We start from the raw sequence: 26,929 nt of genomic DNA on the forward strand, positions 1-26,929 counted from the left end.
TAGAAGGCATACATGTTTATATATTAAGAATTTAAAAATAAACTCTCATAATCATTCACTATTTTCTCCCACGAATATTCGTGAATAATTCGATTTTTAGCTTTGTTACTTAACTTATCAATTTCATCTTCAGAATAAGCCTCTACTTCTTGGATTAAATTAGCTAAAGCACCTTCTTCTTTAGAGAAATAAACCGCACCTTCTTCGCCAACTTCTTTATTGAATACTACATCCAAAAGCAAATTCAACTTCGTAGACGCTAACGCCTCTAATAATGATGGGTTTGTCCCACCCACTTCATGTCCATGGAAATAAGCAAATGCATCTTCACGAATTTTTCTTAACAAATCTTGGTCATATACAGTACCAACGAATTTAATGCGAGGATCTTTATTAAAATTCGTTTTTGTTAATAATTCTTGATAAAATTGGTTTTCTTCAACATTAGAAATAATAACAAAATCCTTTTTAGAATTGGATTTCATAAATTCACGAACCATTAACTCATAGTTATTCTCTGGAACAAAACGACCAACTACTAAATAATATTCACCCGCAGCTACATCATGTTTCTTATACCATTCAATTAATGTGCTGTCATCTTCATTTAAAGAAGAAGTTGTAACATCTGCACCATAAGCAATAAATGTTGTCTTTGGTTCATGCTTTTTATAATCCTCTTGAATATAAGACTCAATACCTTTAGAATCACATACCAGTAAATCAGCATGCTTGACCATTAGATTTTCAGATATTTTCCAATAAGCTCTAATAGCTGGACTCCATTTACTTCTTTTCCATTCGTGCCCATCTGGATTTACAAAAACTTGAACACCCATTTTTTCTAATTTCCTTTTATAGAAAGAGAAAAATGGACCAATACGACATGCGAGTATATATACAATACAGTTTTTAAGATTATTTTTTTTTATATAACTAATACACTCTCTTAAACTCAATATATCATATGCTACAGCTTTCGCACTCCCAATTTCAGGTGTCTTCACATTGAAGCATCTCGCCTTATTATGCTCAAATTCTTCATTGTTATCCGCTAAGCAAGACACATGATACTGAATATCTTCACTTTGCCTACGTTCTGTTAAATACTCTACAAATGTTTCAAATCCCCCATACTTAGCTGGGATTCCTTTCGATCCAATAATAAATACGTGTTTCATCTATTCTTCTCCCGCTCTTACCTCTTGATACAGGTTTATTATTTCTTTAGTATGTTGCTTCATTAAATGAGGAAAATCCAATTTCAATAAATTTTCATTTACATAATCTAATAATGAAGTGTCGTCAAGAATCATCGATAATTTATCAATAAAATCATGCTTATTTACTTTATATATAAAGCCAGTTTCTCCATCTTGTACTAAGTCCTTGAAACCAACATATTCAGAGACCATGACTGGAACGCCATACGATTTCGCTTCTAATCCAATAAATCCAAAGGTTTCCTTACAAACACTAGGGATAATTAGTAAATCAACTTCACTAAAAATATCTTTTAATTGACTATAACTATATCGGCCATAAAAGGTGAAATATTCCGGATTATAAATGTCTGGATCATTTACAAAGTCGCCATAAACCCCTAAGTGCCAATTAGTATATCCCTTTTCCTTTAAAGAATCCAATTTATCTTTCAAAGAATAAAAACCTTTATAAGTATCTATAGGCCCTAAATACCCTAATTTAACTACTGAACTGTCTCTTTTTTTAACACGACGCTCTTGACGATAATCAGAAATATCTTGATGGCTAATAGAAACTATCTTTCCGCTCACATTAAGATATTTTTCAAACTGCTCTTTTGCTATAGAACTATTGAAATGGAAATAATCTATCAATTTGAATATTGTTAAATAATAGTCGCGTAATTCTATATAATGCGTCGCTAAATTCACATCTACTTCTTCGATTTCTCGTTCTACACTAGTAGCTATAGTATTATTTTTAGTTTGATTCTTTTTAATTTTTCTAAGCGATTTTACGATACTACTATCTTTTAAATAACGATATGGATACGATTGCATCACATGAACCATCGGAAGACTTAATGCATTCACATTACATTCTATACAGCTTCTCCCATCATCAAAATCATTACAAATGTTACCTTTTGAGTCCATCAAATTTACTTTTGGACAAAGACCAAAATAATCATGTGTAGTAAATACAATTTTTATATTTAATTTCTTTGCCGTTTCAAAAAATTCTTTGTGTATCCCCATCAAGGTATGTACATGAATTACCTCTGGTTTTACTTCTATTAAAAATTCCTCATATATCTTATGATCTATTTCCTTCATAAAATGTTCAGGTTGATTAATCCCATTTAATAAAGGAACCGGTAAAGGGTTCACTAATTCATATACCGATATACTTCCATATGGTTTATTCTTCTTAATAGCTGTCCTTTTCGAAAAGGTAAATTTCCCCGGATACAAAAGAAATACTTGATGTTCTTGTCCTTGTGAATGCATTAAATCTACTGAGTATTTTGTTAACCCACCTGTGCGATACGGTGGTAATCCCAGTGAAATATGCAATATTTTCAATTTGTTCTCTCCCTAGTTTCACCACGGGATTATAAATGTCCCATGTTATTATTTATAAAAAAATGAAGGTAATAAAATCTATCACCTTCATCTCAAAATCATTCTATTAAATGATGCTTAATATTAATAGCCCCTATTGCTTATAAATTTGTATATTGTTTCGCAAAATAGCTCTTGTATTCACCCGATACAATTGCTTTCCACCATTCTTCATTATCTAAATACCACTGGATTGTTTGAGCAATTCCTGTTTCAAATGTGTAAGTTGGTTTCCAACCTAATTCCTCTAGTTTTGTCGGATCAATTGCGTAACGCTTATCGTGACCTAGTCGATCTTGAACAAACTCGATTAGTTCTTCCGATTTGCCAAGTATACTAATAATAGTTTTTACTACTTCTAAATTTGTACGCTCATTATGTCCACCAACATTATAAACCTCTCCATTTGCACCCTCATGCATAACTAAATCAATTGCAGCGCAATGATCAATAACGTGTAACCAGTCGCGAATATTTTTACCGTCCCCATATACAGGAACCTTTTCATCATTTAATACACGTGAAATTGTTAATGGAATTAATTTTTCTGGGAAATGGAATGGTCCATAATTGTTTGAGCAGCGTGTAATGTTAATTGGTAAACCGAATGTCTCATGATATGCTCGAACTAATAAGTCAGAAGAAGCTTTACTTGCACTATATGGGCTATTTGGTTGTAAAGGTGTATCTTCTGTGAAGAATGTAGTTGGATCAAAATCTAATTCACCGTATACTTCATCTGTTGATACGTGAACAAATTTAGTAATGCCATACTCTTTTGCTGCATCTAATAACACTTGTGTCCCTAATACATTTGTGCTAATAAATACTTCAGGTTCAGTAATTGAACGATCGACATGACTTTCTGCAGCAAAATGAACAACATAGTCGAATTTTTCTTGTTCAAATAGTTGGGTTACCGCCTGACGGTCTACGATATCAACTTTAGCAAATGAATAATTATCTTTATTCTCAATATCTTTATGTTTTGTTAAATCTCCAGCATATGTTAATACATCTAAATTAACGATATGGTACTGGGGATATTTATTTACCATATACTGAACAAAATTACCCCCAATAAATCCTGCGCCACCTGTAACTAATACTTTCTTTTTTTCCAACTTATTTCACCTCTTGTTGTAATTGTGTAATATAATGTTTTGTTGCTTTCTTCCAATCTTGCAATGGCTCAAATCCATTATCAATTAATTTCTGCTTCGACATACGTGAATTTTTAGGACGTACTGCGCGAGTAGGATACTCTTCTGTTGTAATACTATTTACTTTTACATCTTGTCCTGCAATCTCAAAAATTTCCTGTGCAAATTCAGCCCAACTGCAGAAACCTTCATTTGTAGCATGATATGTACCATATTTCTCTGTTACGACCATATCAACTAACAAACGAGCTAAGTCATATGTGTAAGTTGGTGATCCTATTTGATCTCCCACAACGTTCAGTTCATTACGTGTTTCGCCTAAACGAAGCATTGTTTTAATAAAGTTATTTCCATTAATACCGAACACCCATGAAATACGCACAATAAAGTTGCTATCTATTAGGCTTCTAACTACTTTTTCTCCCTCATACTTTGTTAAACCATAGTATCCAACCGGATTAGGTGTGTCAGTTTCTACAAATGCATGAGTTCCTTCTCCATCAAATACATAATCCGTACTAATATAAACAAATTTAGCATTTAATTTTTTTGCTGCTGTAGCAAGGTATTTTGTACCTTCTACATTCACATTCCAACAAAGTTCTTTATCATCTTCAGATTTATCAACAGCCGTATATGCCGCACAATGAATAATTGCATCTGGTTTTACTTTATCTACAAATTCATAAACCGCAGCTTCGTTTGTAATATCTAAATCTTCTATTCCAATACCTTGCATTTCTAGTCCTTGCTTCTCTCCACGTTTTACTACGTCATATCCAAGCTGACCATTATAACCGGTTACTAAAATTTTCATTTTTTTACTCCCCGTATACAAAGTTAGTTTCTGCTTCTTTTAATGAAGGTGCTTTTTCATCTTTTTCAGATAACACTGGTTGAATTTCCATTGGCCACTCAACACCAATTTCAGCGTCGTTCCAAACAATGCCTCGATCGCATTCCGGAGCATATAATTCATCAACTTTATACTGAACCTCAACATCGTCTGTTAATGTCATAAATCCATGTGCAAATCCTTTTGGAACTAATAACTGTTTTTTATTTTCTGCACTTAGCTCAATACCGAACCATTGACCGTATGTAGGACTTCCCTTACGAATGTCGACCGCTACATCAAAGATTGATCCACGTGTACAACGTACAAGCTTAGTTTGTGCTTTAGGATTTAACTGATAGTGTAAACCACGAAGTGTTCCTTTTGTTGCAGAAAAGGATTGGTTGTCTTGTACAAATTGCAGATCAATTCCAGCTTCTTTCATTGCCTTATCGCTATACGTTTCCATAAACCAACCACGATGATCTCCAAATACTTTTGGCTCAATTACTTTTACACCTAATAAGTTTGTATCTAAAACTTTCATTATGTTCACTCCAACTTAATATTTAATACTGCCGTTTGCTACTTTTAATAAATATTGACCATAGCCATTTTTAGAGCACTGATCACCTGATTCAATTAAAGTTTCTTTATTAATCCAACCATTAATAAATCCAATCTCTTCAAGTGCTGCAATTTTAATTCCTTGATGATCTTCAACTGTTTTTACAAAGTTTGTTGCATCCACTAGACTTTGGTGCGTACCCGTATCTAGCCATGTATAACCACGACCTAATAATTCAACTTCTAACTCACCACTATTTAAATATGCTTCATTTATAGATGTAATTTCTAATTCTCCACGTGCCGATGGTTTAACATTTTTTGCAATTTCAACTACACGATTATCATAGAAATATAGACCAGTAATTGCATAATTAGATTTTGGTTCTTTCGGTTTTTCTTCTACACTCAATACTTTCCCGTTCTCATCAAATTCAACTACACCAAAACGCTCTGGATCATGTACATGATAACCAAACACTGTAGCTCCACTTTCCTTCTGAGCTGCACGCTGTAACATTTTGCGCATTCCGCTACCATAATAAATGTTGTCCCCTAGTACCATCGCTACAGAATCATCACCAATAAATTCTTCACCAATAATAAATGCTTGTGCTAATCCATCTGGACTTGGTTGTACTTTATATTGAAGAGAAATACCAAATTGAGATCCATCTCCTAACAAAGATTCAAAACGTGGTGTATCCTCTGGTGTCGAAATAATTAAAATTTCACGAATTCCCGCTAACATCAGTGTAGATAGTGGGTAATAAATCATTGGTTTATCATATATAGGTAACAATTGTTTACTTGTTACCATTGTTAATGGATATAATCTCGTTCCACTTCCACCTGCTAAAATAATGCCTTTCATTCTTTACAGCTCCCATTCTAGTTTTTACAATATATTAAAACTTCAAAATCACTGAGAATTATTCTTAACTTTTAACGCTCCCAAAATTAATTTTTTCTGTGTAAAGTAGGACATTGAAATAAATACTACTCCACCTATAATTACAAGAATAAACAATTCAACTATAGGATATAAATCTAATTTCATTAAAACCTCTTTCAATCCAAGTACTAACAAACACATCACAAAACCATTAAGTGTAAGAATACAGTGGTTTTTTAACATCTGCTTCCCACTATCTAATGGGCCAATTTTCCCCTTTAGCTTATTATAGGATAGTACTAATGATATAATTGATGAAAGGACTGGCCCTATGGCTATAGCATAAACTTTAACGAAAGGAATTAAGAGAATAATTAAAATAATATTAATCACTACTACAAATAATGAATTACGTGATGGAGTCCGCGTATCATTTAGACAATAGAAACTCCTATATATATAGTCTCTAACAGTGTTAATGGGAAAAGATAGAAATAAAATTGCACTCATTAAATATACTTGCTTTGTATTTTCCGAACTAAAATTCCCCCGCTCGAAAAGGATTTCTATAATAATATCGCCTACAGCAATAAACCCAAATACAATTGGAATGACTAATAAATTTGTCAAGCTTATATACGTAATCAAAGATTTCTTGGCATTATCAATACTCTCATCAAATTTTCTTGCCAAATTAGGATATAGTATCATGATGATATTTAAGATTATTAAGCTATGGAATATATTCACAACTTGATTTCCATACCCAAAGATTGATACATATCCAGTTCCAAAATAACTAGCAATAAAATTAGAAAACACTAAAGACACTTGAAATGCTGCCGAACTTAATATAATTGGTAAAGTGTTTTTCATTAACAATTTAAAAGTAGGATTTGAGAGCTTTAAGCATAATTTCAATTCAAATGCTATCTTTCTTTGCTTTGTTGCAACATAAATTGCTTCTACAATAAATGAAACCCCTAATACAATTGTTATAGCATGCATATTAGGATTTGCTGAGAAAACAAAATAACTCACACTTACCATACCAGCTAATAAGGTTGCAATTTTAGGATTAATAAAGTCCTCATTTGTCTGTAAAAATGCTGTAGAAATTCCTGTATACACCTTAAATAATTGTGAGATAGCTAAAATTAAAGTTAATTGAAATGTTAATACTTGTATTTCTCTAGCTTGTCCAGGTGTAAACAAACTAATTAACGGATAACCAAGTATAAAAAAGAGTAAGATTAAGGACAAGCTAAATAGCCCTAGTACTGTTATAAATGTATTAATGGATTCTCTTTTCTCTTTAGAATCATCTAAATTTGACAATAACGGTATCAAAATAGTCGTAACAGCCGCTGAAACAATTCCCATAGTACTAACAGTAAGTACATTGGCTAAATTATAAGAATCCATTTCAGCGCTAACACCAAAATGATTTGCCATTAGCATATTTCTAACCATCATTAAAAGCTGCGTTATTATTGTTATAAGCGCTAATACTGAAAAAGATTTAACCAACTTCATAAATGTTCCACTCATTTTCTCAATAAATTATCTAAATGTAAAAAATGTCCTTGTGCCTTCTTGGCCAATTGAACAATTTCATCTTTTCTATATGCTTCTTCACCTTCAATAAGGTTCTTTTTTACCTCTGCAACATTACCTATCGATATCTCTTCAAGCCTCATATATTCTAAATCTATCCCTAAAAATTTCATTGTATTTAATGTTTTTTCACTATATATCACAGGATAAATAGTTTGACCATTAATTAAAGATATAATTAGCGAATGGAATCTAGCTGTAATCATCGAGTCACATTGAGAGTATTTTTCTAAAAAGGATTTTATATTTCCGTCATAAGAAATAACCTCTACTTCTTTTTGAGCATTATTGTCCAATTTCTTAATTACCTTATTTATAATTTTATAATCACTAATTTCACTAGTATTTTGAAATGCAAAAATTCTTATTTTTTTATTTTCATCTACTAACTCTTTAATCAAATTTACATTAAAATCAATATAACCTTTTTCATTATTATTTTTAGGCCAATTAATTATTGAAATTCCTAGAATATTAGATTTTTTACTCTCTCGTTCATAACATTTCTTTGACAAGACAATGTCCGGATGTACGGTAATATTAATGCCTTTATCTTTTATTAAGTCGAAAGAATATTGATCCCTAACCGTCATATGTGTGAGTTTCTTAAAGGTTCTCAAATACTTTTCTTTATATTCTACCGTTTTATATGGACCAAAATTACATCCTAATACAAATGTAGATTTTCTAAATAATTTAAATATGGAAACTGTTAAATCAAATTTCCTCCATGCTTTCTTCCAATCTTTAGGTTCTTGAAACATTGAACCTCCAATAAATATATAAGCATCATATTTTATAATATTCCGCAAAACTTCCTTGCGGCTTTTATAATTTACACGAGGATGATTAGTAAAAGCCTTACATGCCATTTCATCACATAGCATAAAATCAAAAGTAACATTTTTATATCTATCTACTAAAATATCAAGGAATAAATCATCCCCTAAATTATTATTGAAATATGCATCTACTGCTACTCTCACTCTATTCACACTTCCTTTATATCTCGCTCTAATAAACTTGCTTTTTCTTACGGATTTTATTTTTTAATATCACTACTTTTTTCAATAGTCTTTTTCTTTTAGGGGAATTAATTATATAATTAACATATTTTAAATATGGAGCAATTATAAAAACTGAGATATCCAAATTATCTATATCATCAGCATCATATTTTAAACAATAATTCACAAATTGCTTCATTATCTTCAAATCCCTAATTAAAGATTTAGAATCAACTTCCTTTTTAATCCTTAATAATATGTAAAACTCCCCTAATAACATATTACGGTAATCTATCATTGTATTATTTTCATGAACAAATACATCAGCCCCATAATAATCTGTCTGTGAAAATATATTTACCTTTAATAATGTTTTCACCCAGAAATACCAATCTTCACAATAAGATAACTTTTCAGGATACTGACCTGCTAATTCTTTTTTAAAAATAACTGAGTGAATCGGAAATAAATTTTTCCTTAATAATAACTTGTCCATTTTTTTTCTAGAAAGAGATTTAGCTTGCATTTTCGTTATCAATTGATTTCTCTTCCAGTAATTAGTTCCGCATTGTACCGCATCAATCGCAGAATTCCCTTCCAATAAATGTATTGCTTTTTCAATTTTTTTCGGATCTATTGTATCGTCTGAATCCAAAAATTGAATATACTTTCCTTTAGCTAATTTCAATCCTGTATTTCTTGCTATAGATCTACCTTGATTTTCATAAAAGTTATATTTAATTCTAGAATCTTCAATTGATCTTACAATATTCCCTGTGTTATCACTTGAGCCATCATCTACAACAATTATTTCTATATCCTTATATGTCTGATTTAGGCAAGAATAAATAGTATTTTTTATTGTATTTTCTGAATTATAAGCAGGAATTATAATTGAAACCTTACTCAAATTTAAATTCCCCCCTTTAAAAATTTTTAATATTTTCAACTTGATAAATGGTCCACATAAATAAAAAGTCCCTAAAATTAAAGGGGCTTTTTATTTATAGACAGATTCTTTTCAGTCAAAAATTATAGTTTTTCAATCAATCTTAGTATTTTCTGTTTCCGTTGTACTATTGTTTTTCACAAAAAGTGCTACAAATAAAATTAAAATTGCTACCATAAACATTGTGTAATGATCTCTAAATGGTTGCGTTATGAAAGATAGAAAAGCAAATATAACGATGAAAGTTATATATAAGCTAACTGCTTGAATATCAAATTTCCGCTTTAAAGCCCCAACTGCAACTAAGGCATATATATTTAAATTAACTAAATAATACCAAATACCACCTTGAATTAACATTAACGAAAAACTATTTATGCCTAAATTTTTATGAATCATTTGGGTTTTAAAATCAATATTATTTATCCCCAATCCTAAGCCATCCGCATGATAGTATTTAAATGCTAGATAATTCAAATAGGCACGTTCATTATGAGTATTCAGAGCAGCATTTGTATCAAAATCTAAAGCTACTTCAATTAAACTATCTACCTGTTCCTTTACTATGTCTATATACTCATACATTATAAACCCAATTATAACGCCTATGCCACCTAGAAAAAGTAATTTAACAACAGCCTTGACAGTGATTTTATTACATAAAAATACATATCCTAAAATCACTGCTATAAATAAAATTGCAGTTGGAATAAACGCCTTATTTTCATTAAAATATGATAAAAGTAACATAATAGGAACCTCTAGTACAAACATAAAAAACCATTTTTTATTCCGAGTTATCAAGTAAAATAATAAGTTACCTATTAACAAGCTTACCCAAAAAACATTTAAAATCCCTGTTCCAAATGGTCCCATAAATCCTGTCATATGATCAAAATTGTACATTCCCCATGATAGGAAACGCCCCATCATAAAGTTTTCAGTTAAAAATTGTATCACTATAATAGGAGTGTTTATCCAAAAATAAACATTCAAAAATAGCATCACTTTTCTGGATGTTTGTAAAAGAATATCAAAAGAATATCTCTGATTTAAATATGAAAAATATATTATTAATGTGATTGGCATAAGGGCCATCATAATATTATCAGAAAAGACTTTACCCGCCCCATATTCCATCACATTTAAAGACACACAGAAAATAAACATACACACTGATATAAAATACCAAAGGTACATCCCTAAACTTTTCTTACTAATTTGTACAAGATTAACAAAAACATAGATCAACAGAAATATATCTAATATATACCATTGTTCGTAGAAGACCTTAATATACCTTAAAAAGAATACTCCTATAAGAAGCATGAAAATGATGAACTGATCTGCTTTTTTCATTCTCCAAACCTTTCAAAATTAATTATTCATTTCGTCCTGAATTTTACTACATATATTCTTCACTTTTTTATCAAAGAATAAAAACCTCTTCACATTAAAAGGGTGAATCCAGTGCTTTTTATAAAGTTTTTTCTTATTTTGAGCAATTAGATTTGCTTTTTCACCCTTAAAAGATGTACTACCATAATGAAAAATAAATGTATCATCCGCTAAAACATTTTTATAACCACGCTTGATTACTCGACATGAAAAATCTTCTTCTTCTCCATACCCCATTCCAAAAGAATCATCATCAAAGAAACCAACCTCATTAATTATACTTCTTTTAATATACATTGCATGTCCTACAGCTGTAGGTAGAGTTGGATAAACCCTTTCTGAGACTCTCTCCACTAAATTAGCAAATTCTTCAATTGTATACCCTTCAGGTAATTTATTATCTTGGTTAAAATACGGAACCGAAGCAATCGTACCATTATTAGTTAACGCTGTCACTGTACCAACTTTTTGATTTGAATATGCAGCATTATACATTTTATCAATCCAATTTTCTGTAACAACAGTATCAGAATTTAATAAAATCACATCATTCTCAGATAATTTCATTCCTCTATTGACAGTCTTAACAAAACCTAAATTATTCTCATTATTTAAAATCGTAACACGTCTATCATCAATACTATTTAACAATTCAAAAATATGCTCATTTGGTGACTTATCATTTATAAAAATAAAATGATGCTCTACTAAATTTTTAGATTTTAATAACGATTCAACGCACTCTCTTGTTTCTTCGTACCCATTATAAACAGGTATAATTACATCTATCATTTTACACTCCTAAATTATGCTCTGACTTCTAGACTACTTTTTTCACTAGCTTTCATTATTTATATATGCATAAAGATTTTCTATCTTTAAATTTATATATTCACGCTCTTTTCTAAAATAAAGAAAACTAAGAATTTTAATATGCTTCCTTACTACAAAATACTTCTTTCACTGTCTTGAAAATAATAATAATATCAAATAGGATCGATCTTTTTTGTATATATTGTAAATCTAATTGAACCATCTCTTTAAATCCAAGGTTATTTCTACCACTTACTTGCCATAGCCCCGTACATCCTGGAATTACTAGCAATCTTTGCTTATCATATGCTGTATATTCCTTTACCTCTCGTGGTAAAGGTGGCCTTGGGCCTACAAGACTCATTTCACCTTTTAAAACATTAATTAGCTGAGGTAGTTCATCTAGACTTGTTTTCCTAATAAATTTTCCGATTTTCGTTATCCTTGGATCTTCTTTCATTTTAAACATAGCACCGTTCACTTCATTATATTGCAGTAAATCTTTAAGCCTTTCTTCTGCATCTGCAACCATAGAGCGAAATTTATACATATGAAACTCTTTTCCATCTTTACCCACACGAATTTGCTTAAAAAGTACTGTTCCATTTGGATCCTCATATTTAATGATTAACGCTATAATTAAAAAAAGTGGTGATAATATAATCAAACCACATAATGCCCCGACAAAATCCATGCAACGTTTAGCAAACAAATACCCTTTACGAGCATTCACCGCTTCCCAATCTATTTTTTTCTCATTTACCTCTGTGACATCCCCATCAGATAATTTTACCAAGGTCAAAACTCTTCCACCCCACTTTTATATATGTATATTTTCTTTTTCAACAAGCCCACTCATATATTTCATTAATTCATCTTTCAAATCTTCATTCTGAAGTGCCATTTCAATCGTTGTCTTAATAAACCCAAACTTCTCTCCAACATCATAACGAATACCTTCAAAATCATAAGCAAACACTCGTTGAATTTCATTTAACCGTTGAATTGCATCCGTTAATTGAATCTCTCCACCTGCACCTGTTTGTTGATCTTCAAGAAACATAAAAATTTCTGGCGTTAATACGTAACGACCCATTATCGCTAAATTAGATGGTGCTGTACCTTGTTTTGGTTTTTCAACAAATTGACGCACTTGATAACGACGATCGTTTTGTTCAACTGGATCGATAATACCGTAACGATGTGTTTCATTTTCAGGCACTGTTTGTACACCAATAACTGACGACTGTGTACCTTCATATTGATCCATTAATTGACGTAAACATGGCGTCTCTGCTTGTACAATATCATCACCAAGTAATACCGCAAATGGTTCATTTCCTATAAATTTACGCGCACACCATACTGCATGTCCAAGTCCTTTTGGTTCCTTTTGTCTTATGTAATGAATGTTAATTCTTGAAGAAGCTTGTACCTTTTCAAGCATTTCATACTTTCCTTTTTCTAAAAGGTTTTGTTCTAGTTCGAATGAATGATCAAAATGATCTTCAATCGCGCGCTTTCCTTTTCCAGTAACTATAATAATATCTTCAATTCCTGATTCTATTGCTTCTTCTATTATGTATTGAATTGTTGGTTTATCGACGATTGGTAACATTTCTTTCGGCATCGCTTTCGTTGCTGGTAAAAACCTCGTCCCAAGACCAGCCGCTGGGATAATTGCTTTTTTTACTTTTTTCAATCATATGCCTCCTACATCTATATATTTTTATGTAACAATAACAAAAACCCTACCTATAAAGTCATATTTACAACTCCATAGGTAGAGTTTCTATTACAAATAAATTATGGGCATCTAACCCATCCTCACGTCATACTCCCGACGACAAGCGTCTAAGGTAGGTTCGAAATGAAAATTTCTACCCACAGCACGACCGAGTGCCTCCGTTGATAACGGTTAGGAGACATCACCAGGTTCTTTATTTAAAAAATACCGAACAATTTTTTACGACGAATTTGCTCTGGATCTTCTTTATAAATTGCTTTCCCGCTAATGATTAAATACGGATTCTCTCTTAAATCGTTCATAACACTTGCACCAAATTCTTTCTCTATTAGTTCGTAGCTCTCTGCTAAATGAAATCCTCTTGATGTTGTATTATGCGCATCTGATGCGATCATATGGGTTAAATTATGTTCCACAAGTTGTAGTGAAAACTTTTTAATTTTTTTACCAAAATTACCTAGTAAACTACCTGCCGTTACTTGTGTTAATGCACCTTTATTTACAAAGTTATATAACTTATCTGGTCTCTCGATTAACTCGGCATTACGTTCCGGATGAACGATAATTGGAATCATTCCTTTTACACGTAGTTCATAAAATAGTTGTTCTGCATAACGAGGTACATGATTAGATGGAAATTCAATGAATATGTACTTGTTTGTTTCATTTAAAGTAACGATTTTACCAGCCTCATAGTCTTCTAATAAATCACCATATAACCTGACTTCTTGTCCTGGTAAAATGGTAAGTGGAATATTATGTTGTTGCAGTTCATCATTTAGTTGTTTTACTTGATGAATAATTGAGGTACGTTCATTTATATATTTTCCATTTTGGTGGTGTGGTGTTGCGACAATTGTATGAACACCTTCCTCTATTGCCTTTTGCGCCATCACTAAACTATCTGTTACTGTCTGTGCACCGTCATCGATACCAGGTAAAATGTGACAATGTAAATCTATCATTTGTTTCATCCTCCCTTTCGTATAAAGATCTTTTTTCCCTTGAATATGAGAAATCTCATATTCAAGGGAAAAAAGGAGATATGTTCTTCCCATATCTCACTCTTTCAATTAATTTGCACCGTAGTAATAATATAAGCCCTGCTCACGTTCACGATCATTCAGAACAACGCCTAACAGTTTACCTTTTGCTGATTCTAATAAACCTTTTGCTTTTACTGCTGATTCTTTCTCTGTCGATTCACTACGAACAACTAGAATAGAAGCATCACATACATTTGCCATAATTTGCGCATCTGTAACTGCTAAAATTGGTGGTAGATCAAAAATAACCAAATCATACATACTGTATGCTTGCGCAAGAAGTTCTTGCATTGATTTTGAGCCTAACAATTCCGCTGGATTCGGCGGGATTGGACCACAAGCTAAAAAGTGTAAATTATCAACTGATGTCTTTTGTACACATTTTTCTAAACGTTCACTATGTGTTAATACGTTCGTTAGCCCGAAAATATTATCGACTTGAAACATTTGATGCATCGCTGGTTTACGCATATCCGCATCAATTAATAATACTTTCTTGCCTTGTTGGGCAAATACAACTGCCATATTCGCTGTCGTTGTCGTTTTCCCTTCACTTGGGTTCGCAGACGTTACCATTAAGGAATGTAAATTCGTATCAACAGCTGCAAATTCGATATTTGTTCGAATATTACGATACTGTTCTGAAATTGGTGATTTCGGTTGTTGATGAGCAATTAATTGACGACGTTGGCGATGATTTTTTTTCTTTTTAAATAAATTAAGAGCCAATTGTTTGTCCCCTCACTTTTCTTGATGATGGAGCATGTGATTTCACACTTGTTGTTTCTTCATCCATACGAGCTACAATACCTAACACTGGTAATCCAAGTAAGTTCTCTACATCTTCTTCTTTTTTTACTGTGTTGTCTAAGTACTCTATTAGGAATGCAAGACCAACTGAAGCCATTAAACCAAAAGCAAAAGCAATTATTACATTTAACATTGGATTCGGTTTAATTGGTGATTGTTTCTCCACAATTTCTGCTTTTGATAATACTGTTACATTATCTACACTCATAATCTTTGCAACTTCACTTTTAAAGACTTCTGCTGTTGTATTTGCAATATCACGAGCTAACTTCGGATCTTTATCTTGTGTAGTTACTGATACAACCTGTGAATCTTTTTCATTCGTCACTTCAATTTTTTTATTTAATTCTTGCGTCGTTATATTTAAACCTAACTTTTCTTTCACTTGATCTAAAATAACAGGACTCTTAATAATAACCTTATATGTATTGGTCAATTGAATATTTGTTTGCACTTCATTAAACTGAATTGCTGCACCTTCTTGTTTCTTCTGGTTAACAAGAATCTGCGTCGCAGATTGATAGATTGGTGTCATAAAGAAGAAGCTAATGATAGCACTTACAATAGCTGCACCAAAGGCGATTACGAGGATCATTGCTAAACGTTTTTTTAAAATATGAAATAACTCTTTCAAACTAATTGTTTCTTCCATAAGTTCCTCCAACTTTCTAAAATTTGCACATAACAAAAATTATAACATATAATCTTACATTTTTTTATTTTAGTAATATCTATGTACGATTGTTATTTAAAAACATATATAATCTTACAAAATAATCTTAAATATGACAACACATTCCATCAATTTGCCAAAAATTCTATTGTATCATGTTTTCTGTATAATACGATACAAAATTTTAAAACAATTCAAAAAAGCTAGTAAAAAAATTACTAGCTTTAAAAAACACTTTTTAATACATTATTTTCTAATAATATCCATATTGTTCCTGTTCTTCTCTTTTATCGTTTAATATAACACCAAGTAGCTTTCCAGATGCTTTATCTAATATTTGTTTTGCTTTTATTAGTTTATCTTTTTCTGTTTTTTCACTGCGCACTACTAATATAACTCCATCACATTTATTAGCCAGTATTTGTGCATCTGTAACGGCCAATACAGGTGGTGTATCGATCAGAACGATATCAAACATGTTATATGCCTCTAGAAGTAATTCGTCCATTTTACGATAACCTAGCAATTCTGCTGGGTTTGGTGGGATTGGACCCGCTGACATAACATATACGTTTTCTATGTCTGTTTTTTGAATACATTGCACAAATGATGCTTGTCCTGATAATAAATTCGTTAATCCATTTGGATTATGTGCAGCAAATAAATTTTGTAATGTTGGCTTACGTAAGTCGGCTCCAATTAATAATACTTTTTTTCCTTGTTGGCCAAAAACAACTGCTAGATTAGAAATGGTCGTTGTTTTTCCATCACCTGGATCTGCTGAAGTGACAATGATAGAACGAATATGGTTATCTACAGATGTAAATTCAATATTTGTACGGATATTACGGTATTGTTCCGCAATGCGTGATTTAGGCTCTTTATTTGTAATTAATTGTCTTAATGGCTTTCTTTTCTTTCTCCCGAACATATTATAGTCTCCTTTTTCAGAATACGTCATTTTCCCCTTTTTCTCTTTTATGCTCGATATGCTACGCCAATTTTTCATTTACTTCTACCGTTAAATTTCTCCATTACTTTCCTCTACAATCCATCATAACGAATCAGAACAACCTTTGTCCTACCTTACACCTTCTATAATGTGACAACGACTTCTCTATTTTTATCACGCTATCATTTATCTTAATTTCAAGATATTTATAGCGTCATTATATACAAACTTCCATTCATTTACAATAAAAATTCTGATTACTCTGTATTTTAACTTTCCGAACAAAAATACATGAATTAAAAAAATTCTTCTGCAATATGCAGAAGAATTTTTTTAATTCACATCTATTCCTTTTTATCACCAATCGCAAATGTAATTTCAGCTTCACATGCAACTTCACCATCTACTGTTGCAATTGCTTTTCCTTTTCCGATTGGACCACGTACACGTGTCATTTCTACTTCTAGGCGAAGTTGATCACCTGGACGTACTTGTTTTTTGAAACGACAATTGTCGATACCTGCGAAGAAAGCAAGTCTTCCGCGGTTTTCTTCTTTCTTTAATACAGCAACTGCTCCGACTTGTGCTAACGCTTCTACAATAAGTACACCAGGCATAACTGCATAGTCAGGGAAGTGCCCGTTAAAGAATTCTTCGTTTGCAGATACATTTTTAATTCCAATCGCTCGTTTTCCTTCATCTACTTCTAATATTTTATCAACAAGTAGAAATGGATAACGGTGAGGAATGATTTCTTTAATTTGTTCTATATTTAGCATGTAACAATCGCCCCTTTTGTAATATTGGTCTTACCACTTGGACATATTGTTTATTATCCCATTTTGTTTATTGTTTGTCATTATAAAGTAACACTTTACTTCCTATTTATAAAAAAATGCATACACTCTATTCTCTAAAAATAGCTGCATATATTTGCAACTGACACGGAGGTAGAAAAGAGTGTATGCCCAGATTAGGGAAAGGCAATATGTATTGAAACATTATTTGCCTTAATGTCGTATTCGACTCATTATATTATAAACGTTTTCAAATAAGGAAATATTAAATTTAACCATATATATGAATATTTTACCTGTTTTCTTCGTTTTTCTTTATTTTTCTTCTATTTTCTCAATAAATCGAAATAGAAAAATAAAAATACAAAAAAAGAACTAAGGTTTACACCTTAGTTCTCCTCACTTTATCGCAGCGCACGACGTGGTAATTTATCGATATTCTCTAACATAATGCCTGTACCAACCGCAACGCAGTGCATTGGGTTTTCAGCAATTAATACTGGTACTTTTAGTTCTTCTGCTAGAAGCATGTCGATACCGTGTAGTAAAGCTCCACCGCCTGTTAGAATAACACCGCGGTCGATGATGTCCGCTGATAATTCTGGTGGTGTGCGCTCTAGTACGCCTTTTGCAGCTTGTACAATAACAGCGGCATTTTCTTTTAATGCTTCTGTAATTTCTTCAGAGCATACTGTAATTGTACGTGGTAAACCTGTTACCATGTCACGTCCGCGAATTTCAAGTTCTTCACTACGTGCACCTGGGAATACTGTACCAACTTTAATTTTAATATCTTCTGAAGTACGTTCTCCAATTAATAGCTTATACTTACGTTTAATGTAGTTTAAGATCTCCATATCAAACTTATCGCCAGCCATTTTGATAGAGGAAGAGGTAACAATATCACCCATAGATAGTACAGCGATATCTGTTGTACCTCCACCAATATCAACAACCATGTTACCGCTTGGTTGGAAGATTTCCATACCAGCACCAACTGCGGCTACTTTTGGTTCTTCTTCTAAAAATACTGTTTTACCACCTGAACGTTCAGCAGCCTCACGAATTGCTTTTTGTTCTACTGATGTGATATTTGTTGGACAACAAATTAAAATGCGAGGTTTTGAAAAGAAGCTCTTTACGTCCAATTTGTTAATGAAATACTTTAACATCGCTTCTGTAATTTCGAAATCTGCGATTACACCATCTTTTAGTGGACGAATTGCTACAATATTACCAGGCGTACGTCCCACCATACTTCTTGCTTCTTCACCTACTGCTAATACTTTACCTGTGTTACGATCAATAGCAACAACAGATGGCTCATTTAATACAATACCCTTACCTTTAACATGGATCAATACGTTAGCCGTACCTAGGTCAATTCCGATATCTCGCGCAAACATTCCCGTTTTTTCCTCCTCGATATTCAAAATCAGGTTATACCCGAATTCTTTTACACCTAATTTCTGATTTTATCATAAATTTAACAGAAACGTAATATTCGCAAAAAGAATTCTTCTGAAAAATATTACCGAATTGAAACGGAATGTTCACGATTGTACCTTTATTGACGTACCGGCTTTTCTACATCTTCTTTTCTATACTTTTGTTTTGTTGCTTCTCCGCCTCTTAAATGACGAATAGACTTATGATAATCAAGAATTTCTTTCACTTCATTTGCGAGCTCTGGATTAATTTCTGGTAGACGTTCCGTTAAATCTTTATGGACTGTACTCTTTGATACCCCAAATTCCTTTGCAATGACACGCACTGTCTTTCTTGTCTCCACGATATACTTACCAATCTTGATAGTTCTCTCTTTGATGTAATCGTGCACACCACTCGCCTCCCTAAATTGGATGTGAGAAGGGTGAAATGAGCCTCGCTGCATATGACTAAGAAGTAAGTGTGAGTGCTGCTTGTAAGCGTTAAATATTCTTGGATTTATAATAAAATGATTCACGATTTCTCACCTCAAACACTCTCTTTGCTTTGGTTTATACCATTGTATTGCCCGCACTACTGATATATGCTACATGTTCACTATTTTTGCGGACTAAGTTAAGAAAAATTACGTTTTTTTGTGAGAAATACGTTAACAGTGACTATTTTGGCGAAAAAAAATGACACCTTGTATATAAGGCGTCATTCCTCTCTTTCCAACTCTTCTTCTAATAACTGATGGTGGGGAACCTCTTTCTTACTAGCAATGTAATAATATAAGGTGAATAACACAAACAATAAAATAATAGCAGTCGACAGAACAAACAAAAATGACACAGTATCCCCTCCCTTTTGTAATATATATTCGAGAATCTCGTCATTTTTCCTTGTTATTGCAACTTTTTTCTCGAAATTGAGTATTTTTATATAAAAATAAAAAAATCAGTTCTCCTAGTGAGAACTGATTTTTTCACTTTCTTATTCTTGTGAAGAAGAACTGTTAGATGATTCTGTAGAACCATTTGTTGATTTTTCTTCTTTCTTCGGTTCTTCTTTTTTGTCACTAGTCGAACCGCTTGTTGATTTCTCTTCTTTTTGAGACTTATCTTCTGTTTTACTTTCTGGTGTCGTGCTCGTTGACTTCTCTTCTTTTTGAGATTTGTCTTCAGCTTTTTTACCAGAAGCGTTCGTTGCCTTTGCAGCACCTGCATCAGCTTTAATCTCTGCTACCGATTTATTTAAGTAGCGCTCAGGATTCACAGCCACATTGTCTTTACGTACTTCAAAGTGAACGTGAGAACCTGCTTCTTTATTCATTGCACTTAGACCGGATTTTCCTAATACTTCACCTTGTACAACTCGTGCACCTTTTTCTACTTTTACACTGCCTAAGCTTTGATAAGAAGCTGCTACACCATTTCCGCTATCAACTGTTACAACATAACCAAGAAGTGAATCTTTTTCAGCTTTCGTTACTGTACCACTTAAAGCAGCTGTAACATTGAATTCTTTTCCATTCTTCGCAGCAATGTCAATTCCTTTGTTTGGGGAATATGTGTTGTTATAAAAGACAAGTGCTTTTTCTTGTTCCGCCTCAGTTGCTGCATCTTCATAGAACTTCTTCTGTACGACTACTTCCGCATTAGCAGGGGCTGGCATTTTCACTACTTCTGAAGACTTCGTTACTGGTACTGCTGGATCTTCCGATTGTGTATACGGTGTCGCTTGATCTTGGTTCGGAGTCTTCTTCGGATTAGCTCCTTGGAACCATAGCGCAACCATTAAAATTACCGCTGCACAAGCAATGTATAGTGCCGGAAATACCCATCTTTTTTGAAATAAATGTACTACCTTTTGCGATTTTTTATTATTTCTTCCTCTCATTCCATCATCACCTCAGCAATCATTTTGAACAATATTCACGTATCCTATACAACGTATAACTAATTAATTTTCGACAAAATCTGTAAAAATATGTATAGTAATTGTAAAATTTCCGAGGAAATGATTGAAAAAAGAAAAAACTGAGCGTTTCAGCTCAGTGTTTAGTCCAATTGTTTCTTTTTATATACGATTAAACATGCAATAAGTGAGATAATAAGCCACACTCCAACATTTAGCATATGTCCACTAATACTACTAAACCCAGCACCATCTACTAAGCTTTTAATCGCTTTTTCAAGATGAGATGTTGGAAGATAACTAATCATTGTCTTAATCATTTTATTTTCAACCATTGGTTCAAATTGTACAGCTAAATACATCGTCATTAATATCGGCATTCCAATTAGTGATGTTTGTGGGACAGACTCAGCTAGTAACCCAATCACTGTTCCAATTAAGATAAATAGAATTGTTCCACATAAGAAAATAAGTGCTAGCAATAAGAGATTGCCACTTAATTGATCTAGAATGAATAAGTTTACAATGGAAATACCCAACGTTAAACATGCTGTTAATATACTTTTCCCAAGAAGAACTTCAACAGAAGAAGCTGGTGATAGCATTAACACACGTAACGTATGTTTTTCTTTCTCTTCTGCAATTACCATCGATTGAACAAACCCTGCTACAAATAGAAAGGACATTAAAGTAATAATGCCAACCCCCATGCGCCCTTCTCCAAATCTGCTAAATATAAATGCAAATATAATTGGTAAAGATGCCATTAGCAACACTTGTGAATTCGTCTTAAAATCTTGTACTTCTTTTCTAAAAATAGCTGATACACGTCTCATTGAAAATGTCATTATAATCCCCTCCCAGTAACTTCAATAAAGATATCGCCTAGCGTTGGTTCATGTGAATGAATCGATAGTAATTCACCTTTTTTCATCCATTCTGAAATACGTTTTGCACCTAATTCATCTTTTTGTACGATTTCTTTTTGCTTATCTTTTAATACGACTTGTATTTGATCTTTCGCGTATTGTAAGCGAAGGTTCTCCGGTGTATCAAGCGCTACAATTTCTCCGCCACATAGAAAGGCAATGCGGTTACAAAGCGTTTCTGCTTCGTCCATGTTGTGAGTTGTTAAGAAAATTGTCGTTCCTTCTTTATTTAAGTCTTTTAAGATTTTATGAATGTTTTGTACGTTAACTGGGTCAAGTGCCGATGTTGGTTCGTCTAAGAAGAGGATATCTGGTTTATGAAGAATTGCTCTAGCTAATGTAACGCGCTGCTTCATTCCCTTTGATAGTTTCTTTACTAATGTTTTTTTATCATCTAATAAATTTACTTGTGCTAGTACTTCATCAATTCGCTCTTTTTTACAATCATATAAGTCACAAAATAATAGTAAGTTATCATAAATGCTAAGTCTCTCATATAAACCGCTGTTGTCTGTTAAAATACCAATTTGTTTGTAATCGATGCTGCTTGGGCCTGTGATATCTTTTCCTAGTACCCTTACCGTTCCAACGCTATGAAGTAATTGAGAAGTTAAGATCTTTACTGTTGTCGTTTTTCCTGATCCACTCGGTCCGAGGAATCCAAAAATTTCTCCTTGCTTCACTTCAATATTTACATTTCGAAGTGCTGTTTTTTCGTTGAAACTTTTCATTACATCTTTCATTTCAATTGCCAATGTCATCTCGTCATCCCCTTTGTTTTTTCTTTTATAGATGAAAGTCGCTTTAGCGCTTTTCGTTTGTTTGTTTCGCTTTTCTTGACTCAATCATATGAAAAACAAAGAGTTTACGCAGTAAAATACCGGTAAAAGGAGTATTTTTACCGGTGAATGAATCGTATTTTGAGCTTATTGGAGCAATTTTTATAGCCCAATCACACCTTTTAATTCATCCATTCGTCCTTTTGAAAGCGGGATTGAACTTTTTCTTTCGTCGTCTAAAATTAAACTAAAACTATTACGAGTCCACGTAATCACTTCTCGTACTCTTTGTAAATTCACAAGGTACGAGCGATGACATCTAAAGAACCCGAATCCTGTTAATCTCGCTTCTAGTTCGCTTAACGTTAATGCACATACGAAACCACCTTCGCGCACATGAATATGTGTCACTCCGTTTTGCGTTTCAATGAAATGAATTTCCATCGGATCAAGTAAAATGATTTTATCGTTCACTTTCGCCGGAATTCTTTCAAGTTTCATTTGCGGAATCATTTGAACAACCTTTTCTTCATCCACCTCTTCAATTTCTTCTTGTTCGATTTCTACTTTTTTCACACCATCATTGTTTAATATGTATACATCTTCTGTTAACGAAAGGGCGTCCGATAGAAACGATGACGTAATGAAAATCGCTTTTCCTTGCTCTTTCATTTTCATAATTGATTTCCTAATAATAATCGTGCTCTCTGTATCTACATTTTGCTCCGGCTCTTCCAAAATAACTAAATCCGGATTATGAATCATAACTCGCCCAATATGAAGACGACGTTTCTCTGAAAATGATAGTTTTTCTATTTTAACGTTTAATTTATCTAAGAGACCGACATATTGTACGACTTCTTCCGCGCTCATATTTGATTCATAAAGTCCTATTAAGAACTTGAAGTATTCCTTTACCTTCAAACGGTCATATGCTTCATCTTTCAAAAAACAAAAGCCGATGCGAGAATAATTTTTCTTTCCAATCGATTCTCCCTCAAATAGCACGTTGCCAGTTGAAGCTTCTTCCTCACCAATAATAATGCGGTGCAACACTTTCGCTGTATGGTTATTACATTGCAAAACAACACATTGTCCTTGCTCAACCTTCAGTTCAACTGCTGGCAACTGGTTCGTCTTCCCTAATTGTCTCAACTCGAGTAACGCCATTCTGTCTCCCCCAAATGTTTTTATCTTATTATACCAAACAATTAATGGAAAATTATGATATTTAATACAGTATTTTAAGGTATTATAAAACTATGAAAACATAAAAAGGGTGAAAACGAGGTAGCCGCCCCCTATATCTTCTCACCGCTGAACATTGAGGGTTTTCAAATATACTTATCACACTTTAAAATATATCTACGATTCGACAAAAATAACCTACCTACTAACAAAAGAAAAACCGTCCCAACATACCTCTTGGGACGGTTTATTCTGCACCTTACTTCTTCACCATTAACTTTCCTTCATAATCGTTCATCGTCTTTATTTCAACGCCTTTATAATAATGAGCGACGATATCTGTATATTTCTTTCCTTCCGCTGCCATGCCGTTCGCTCCGTATTGGCTCATACCGACGCCGTGGCCGAATCCTTTCGTTGTAACGATGATTTTATCTCCCTCTTGTTTCCACGTGAAGTCAGAAGAGCGTAATTCTAATTTGTCACGCACATCTCTTCCTGTTAATGTTTTCCCTTGAAACGCTACGTCTTTTACGCGTTTTCCTTCTGTACGCCCTTTAATATCACCAACTTTTCCGTCTGCTAGCACTTTCACACCGAGACGTTTTTGAAAGTCAGCTACTGTAAAGGTTTGCTCGCTCGTAAATTTCGGAGAAGCTTGATCCCACGGACTATCTACGCTCTTTAAGTACGGATAATCATTTCCCCAGTAATCAGCCGCATTTTCTGTCCGGCCATTACTCGTTGAGAAGAAGGATGCTGAGATTGGTTTTCCATCATACGTTAAAACTTGTCCTGCAGTTTTCGAAACAGCTTCCTCGATTTTCTTCAAATTATTTTCGTAGTTATTGCCCCATTGTTTCTTCAGTTCTTCTTTACTTTTGTACACTTGATCTTTCACCGTATCTGTCACGTCCGCATTGTTTTTCTTACCTCCGCTTAGCATACGCTGTACCACAAATGTTCTAGCTGCTAATGCCTGCGCCTTTAGCGCCTCTATTTCAAAGCTGGCATTCATCTCAGAAGCTACTACACCGGTTACATACTCCTCCATAGGTAATGACTCTACCTTTTTTTGTTTCTCACGATATACAGCAACTTGAACCGCTGTATCCACTTTTCCTGGAGCTGGTATACTTTCTATCGCTGGAGGAGTTTTAGAAGCTGCTTCTTCCCCTACTTTTGCTTTCGCAAACGGAATAACAAGAGCAGCAGGTACAATGATAACGAGCGCTATGAGAAGCGCTACTGTAATACAAAGTGGCTTTGAAAATTTCATCTTATTTCCCCCAATATAAAAAAGCTTTACTCCATTCATTCTTATGGAACAACTCTTTCTTTTAGAACATACTTAAGGGGACCTGTTTAAAATGAAAATTTTCTAAATTTTTTCACTGGTACGTGCATAAGTATAGAATTTCTTGACTATAACAGTAATAACCCAAAAAAATAGCCCCTACGCCAAAAGACGTAGAGACTATTTCAATTAAGCGTGAAGATCAGAAACTTCTTGTTCTTTCACTTCTTCTACTTTTTCGTTTACACGTTCAATAGTTGCACCTAATGCAGCTAATTTCTTATGGAAATCTACATAACCACGGTCAAGATGCTTTAATTCAGTTACACGAGTGTAACCTTCTGATACTAAACCAGCTAAGATTAATGCAGCAGCAGCACGTAAGTCAGTTGCGCCTACTTCAGCACCTTGTAAGCTGTTTGGACCGTTCATAATAACAGAACGACCTTCGATTTTAATATCAGCATTCATACGACGGAATTCTTCAACGTGCATAAAGCGGTTTTCGAATACCGTTTCTGTAATCATACTTGTTCCATCAGCTTGTAGTAATAATGCCATCATTTGTGATTGCATGTCTGTTGGGAAACCTGGGTGAGGCATAGTTTTAATATCAACCGCTTTTAACTTATCTGGGCCGATAACACGTACACCTTCGTTTTCCTCAATAATTTTAACACCCATTTCTTCCATTTTCGCTGTAATTGAGCGCAAATGTTCAGGCACAGCATTTTCAATTAAGATGTCTCCACCAGTAATTGCCGCTGCAACCATGAATGTTCCCGCTTCAATACGGTCAGGAATAATAGAGTGGTTTGCACCATATAATTTATCAACGCCTTCGATACGAATCGTTCCAGTTCCAGCTCCGCGTACTTTCGCTCCCATCGCATTTAAGAAGTTAGCTAAGTCAACGATTTCTGGTTCTTTCGCTGCGTTTTCAAGGATTGTTGTCCCTTTTGCTAATGTAGCTGCAGACATAATGTTTTCTGTCGCGCCCACGCTTGGGAAGTCTAAATAAATTTTAGCTCCTTTTAGTTCTCCCTCAACGTATGCCTCAACAAAACCATTACCAACCTGTACTTTTGCTCCCATTGCTTCGAAGCCTTTTAAATGTTGGTCAATTGGACGTGAACCAATTGCACATCCACCAGGAAGTGCAATACGAGCACGACCGTTACGTGCTAATAATGGTCCCATTACTTGAACAGATGCACGCATTTTACGTACATATTCAAATGGTGCTTCAATGTTTAGTTCATTAGAAGAATCAATTGTTACTTGATTATTTTCAAATACGACTTCAGCATTTAAATGACGTAATACCTCATTAATTGTGTATACATCAGACAAAACTGGTACTTCAGATAGTACATTCTTTCCATCACTCGCTAATAGGGCTGCAGCGATTATAGGTAATACAGCATTTTTTGCGCCCTCAACACGCACTGTGCCGTTTAACCGCTTTCCGCCACGGACGATGATCTTTTCCAAATTATTCCCCTCCGTG

At 33.4% G+C, this 26,929-nt stretch carries 27 protein-coding genes; all 27 read right to left on the reverse strand.

Annotation, left to right across the window (positions count from 1 at the left end; genetic code table 11):
- Positions 1–23 precede the first annotated feature (23 nt).
- The 27 genes from cps2T to murA all read right to left on the reverse strand — a co-directional run bounded on the left by cps2T (position 24) and on the right by murA (position 26,913).
- Complete coding sequence (gene cps2T, locus AC3WVA_RS07635) at positions 24–1,181, reverse strand: beta 1-4 rhamnosyltransferase Cps2T (protein WP_098344822.1); 1,158 nt, start codon at positions 1,179–1,181, stop codon at positions 24–26.
- Positions 1,182–2,570 (reverse strand): glycosyltransferase, encoded by a 1,389-nt coding sequence (locus tag AC3WVA_RS07640; protein ID WP_098344823.1) that lies wholly within the window; start codon positions 2,568–2,570, stop codon positions 1,182–1,184. It lies immediately after the preceding gene.
- 140 nt (positions 2,571–2,710) lie between these two features.
- Entirely contained in the window at positions 2,711–3,733 is a 1,023-nt protein-coding gene (gene rfbB, locus AC3WVA_RS07645) for a dTDP-glucose 4,6-dehydratase (protein ID WP_492321845.1), read from the reverse strand.
- 1 nt (position 3,734) lies between these two features.
- Entirely contained in the window at positions 3,735–4,589 is an 855-nt protein-coding gene (gene rfbD / locus AC3WVA_RS07650; protein WP_492321846.1) for a dTDP-4-dehydrorhamnose reductase, read from the reverse strand.
- A gap of 4 nt (positions 4,590–4,593) precedes the next feature.
- Positions 4,594–5,154, reverse strand: a complete 561-nt coding sequence (gene rfbC / locus AC3WVA_RS07655) for a dTDP-4-dehydrorhamnose 3,5-epimerase (protein ID WP_030029423.1) — start codon at positions 5,152–5,154, stop codon at positions 4,594–4,596.
- 15 nt (positions 5,155–5,169) lie between these two features.
- Positions 5,170–6,048 (reverse strand): glucose-1-phosphate thymidylyltransferase RfbA, encoded by an 879-nt coding sequence (gene rfbA / locus AC3WVA_RS07660; protein WP_023523537.1) that lies wholly within the window; start codon positions 6,046–6,048, stop codon positions 5,170–5,172.
- A 48-nt stretch (positions 6,049–6,096) separates the two neighbouring features.
- Positions 6,097–7,605, reverse strand: coding sequence for a murein biosynthesis integral membrane protein MurJ (murJ, locus tag AC3WVA_RS07665; protein WP_461300507.1), 1,509 nt, complete (start codon positions 7,603–7,605; stop codon positions 6,097–6,099).
- An 11-nt stretch (positions 7,606–7,616) separates the two neighbouring features.
- The gene (locus tag AC3WVA_RS07670) at positions 7,617–8,672 is read right to left on the reverse strand and encodes a polysaccharide pyruvyl transferase family protein (RefSeq protein ID WP_098344826.1); all 1,056 of its coding nucleotides are present in this window, start codon (positions 8,670–8,672) and stop codon (positions 7,617–7,619) included.
- Positions 8,673–8,700: 28 nt separating this feature from the next.
- The gene (locus tag AC3WVA_RS07675; RefSeq protein WP_492321847.1) at positions 8,701–9,603 is read right to left on the reverse strand and encodes a glycosyltransferase family 2 protein; all 903 of its coding nucleotides are present in this window, start codon (positions 9,601–9,603) and stop codon (positions 8,701–8,703) included.
- Between the two features lie 132 nt (positions 9,604–9,735).
- Positions 9,736–11,001, reverse strand: a complete 1,266-nt coding sequence (locus tag AC3WVA_RS07680) for a hypothetical protein (protein WP_492321848.1) — start codon at positions 10,999–11,001, stop codon at positions 9,736–9,738.
- A gap of 18 nt (positions 11,002–11,019) precedes the next feature.
- Positions 11,020–11,832, reverse strand: a complete 813-nt coding sequence (locus tag AC3WVA_RS07685; protein WP_098344829.1) for a glycosyltransferase family 2 protein — start codon at positions 11,830–11,832, stop codon at positions 11,020–11,022.
- 136 nt (positions 11,833–11,968) lie between these two features.
- Complete coding sequence (locus AC3WVA_RS07690) at positions 11,969–12,655, reverse strand: sugar transferase (protein WP_098344830.1); 687 nt, start codon at positions 12,653–12,655, stop codon at positions 11,969–11,971.
- An 18-nt stretch (positions 12,656–12,673) separates the two neighbouring features.
- Positions 12,674–13,555 (reverse strand): UTP--glucose-1-phosphate uridylyltransferase GalU, encoded by an 882-nt coding sequence (gene galU, locus AC3WVA_RS07695; protein WP_098344831.1) that lies wholly within the window; start codon positions 13,553–13,555, stop codon positions 12,674–12,676.
- Positions 13,556–13,797: 242 nt separating this feature from the next.
- Positions 13,798–14,565: a tyrosine-protein phosphatase gene (locus tag AC3WVA_RS07700; protein WP_492321849.1), complete on the reverse strand. Its 768-nt coding sequence runs from the start codon at positions 14,563–14,565 to the stop codon at positions 13,798–13,800.
- 108 nt (positions 14,566–14,673) lie between these two features.
- Complete coding sequence (locus AC3WVA_RS07705) at positions 14,674–15,375, reverse strand: CpsD/CapB family tyrosine-protein kinase (protein WP_098344833.1); 702 nt, start codon at positions 15,373–15,375, stop codon at positions 14,674–14,676.
- Positions 15,365–16,108 carry a YveK family protein gene (locus AC3WVA_RS07710; protein ID WP_492321850.1) on the reverse strand — a complete coding sequence of 248 codons (744 nt, stop codon included), beginning with the start codon at positions 16,106–16,108 and terminating at the stop codon, positions 15,365–15,367. Before AC3WVA_RS07710 ends, AC3WVA_RS07705 begins: the two co-directional genes overlap by 11 nt.
- A gap of 274 nt (positions 16,109–16,382) precedes the next feature.
- On the reverse strand, positions 16,383–17,060 hold the full coding sequence (locus AC3WVA_RS07715) for a CpsD/CapB family tyrosine-protein kinase (protein WP_492321851.1): 678 nt from the start codon (positions 17,058–17,060) through the stop codon (positions 16,383–16,385).
- A gap of 365 nt (positions 17,061–17,425) precedes the next feature.
- Positions 17,426–17,860, reverse strand: a complete 435-nt coding sequence (gene fabZ / locus AC3WVA_RS07720; RefSeq protein ID WP_000931953.1) for a 3-hydroxyacyl-ACP dehydratase FabZ — start codon at positions 17,858–17,860, stop codon at positions 17,426–17,428.
- Between the two features lie 422 nt (positions 17,861–18,282).
- Positions 18,283–19,284, reverse strand: a complete 1,002-nt coding sequence (locus tag AC3WVA_RS07725; RefSeq protein WP_000457986.1) for a rod shape-determining protein — start codon at positions 19,282–19,284, stop codon at positions 18,283–18,285.
- A gap of 161 nt (positions 19,285–19,445) precedes the next feature.
- Positions 19,446–19,718: a sporulation transcriptional regulator SpoIIID gene (spoIIID, locus tag AC3WVA_RS07730; protein WP_000544012.1), complete on the reverse strand. Its 273-nt coding sequence runs from the start codon at positions 19,716–19,718 to the stop codon at positions 19,446–19,448.
- A 308-nt stretch (positions 19,719–20,026) separates the two neighbouring features.
- Positions 20,027–20,161: a hypothetical protein gene (locus AC3WVA_RS07735; RefSeq protein ID WP_000008907.1), complete on the reverse strand. Its 135-nt coding sequence runs from the start codon at positions 20,159–20,161 to the stop codon at positions 20,027–20,029.
- Positions 20,162–20,302: 141 nt separating this feature from the next.
- Entirely contained in the window at positions 20,303–21,208 is a 906-nt protein-coding gene (spoIIQ, locus tag AC3WVA_RS07740) for a stage II sporulation protein SpoIIQ (RefSeq protein WP_098344836.1), read from the reverse strand.
- 161 nt (positions 21,209–21,369) lie between these two features.
- Entirely contained in the window at positions 21,370–22,074 is a 705-nt protein-coding gene (locus tag AC3WVA_RS07745) for an ABC transporter permease (protein ID WP_098344837.1), read from the reverse strand.
- Entirely contained in the window at positions 22,074–22,916 is an 843-nt protein-coding gene (locus tag AC3WVA_RS07750) for an ABC transporter ATP-binding protein (protein ID WP_048528061.1), read from the reverse strand. The genes AC3WVA_RS07745 and AC3WVA_RS07750 overlap by 1 nt, the downstream gene beginning before the upstream one ends.
- A 180-nt stretch (positions 22,917–23,096) precedes the next feature.
- Positions 23,097–24,104 (reverse strand): LytTR family transcriptional regulator DNA-binding domain-containing protein, encoded by a 1,008-nt coding sequence (locus tag AC3WVA_RS07755; RefSeq protein ID WP_417902378.1) that lies wholly within the window; start codon positions 24,102–24,104, stop codon positions 23,097–23,099.
- Positions 24,105–24,381: 277 nt separating this feature from the next.
- On the reverse strand, positions 24,382–25,401 hold the full coding sequence (gene spoIID / locus AC3WVA_RS07760) for a stage II sporulation protein D (RefSeq protein ID WP_048528059.1): 1,020 nt from the start codon (positions 25,399–25,401) through the stop codon (positions 24,382–24,384).
- Between the two features lie 207 nt (positions 25,402–25,608).
- A complete protein-coding gene (murA, locus tag AC3WVA_RS07765; RefSeq protein WP_048528058.1) occupies positions 25,609–26,913 on the reverse strand; it encodes a UDP-N-acetylglucosamine 1-carboxyvinyltransferase in 1,305 nt (434 codons plus the stop codon).
- Positions 26,914–26,929 lie beyond the last annotated feature (16 nt).

This window comes from Bacillus sp. EB106-04-02-XG92 (genome assembly GCF_058791995.1).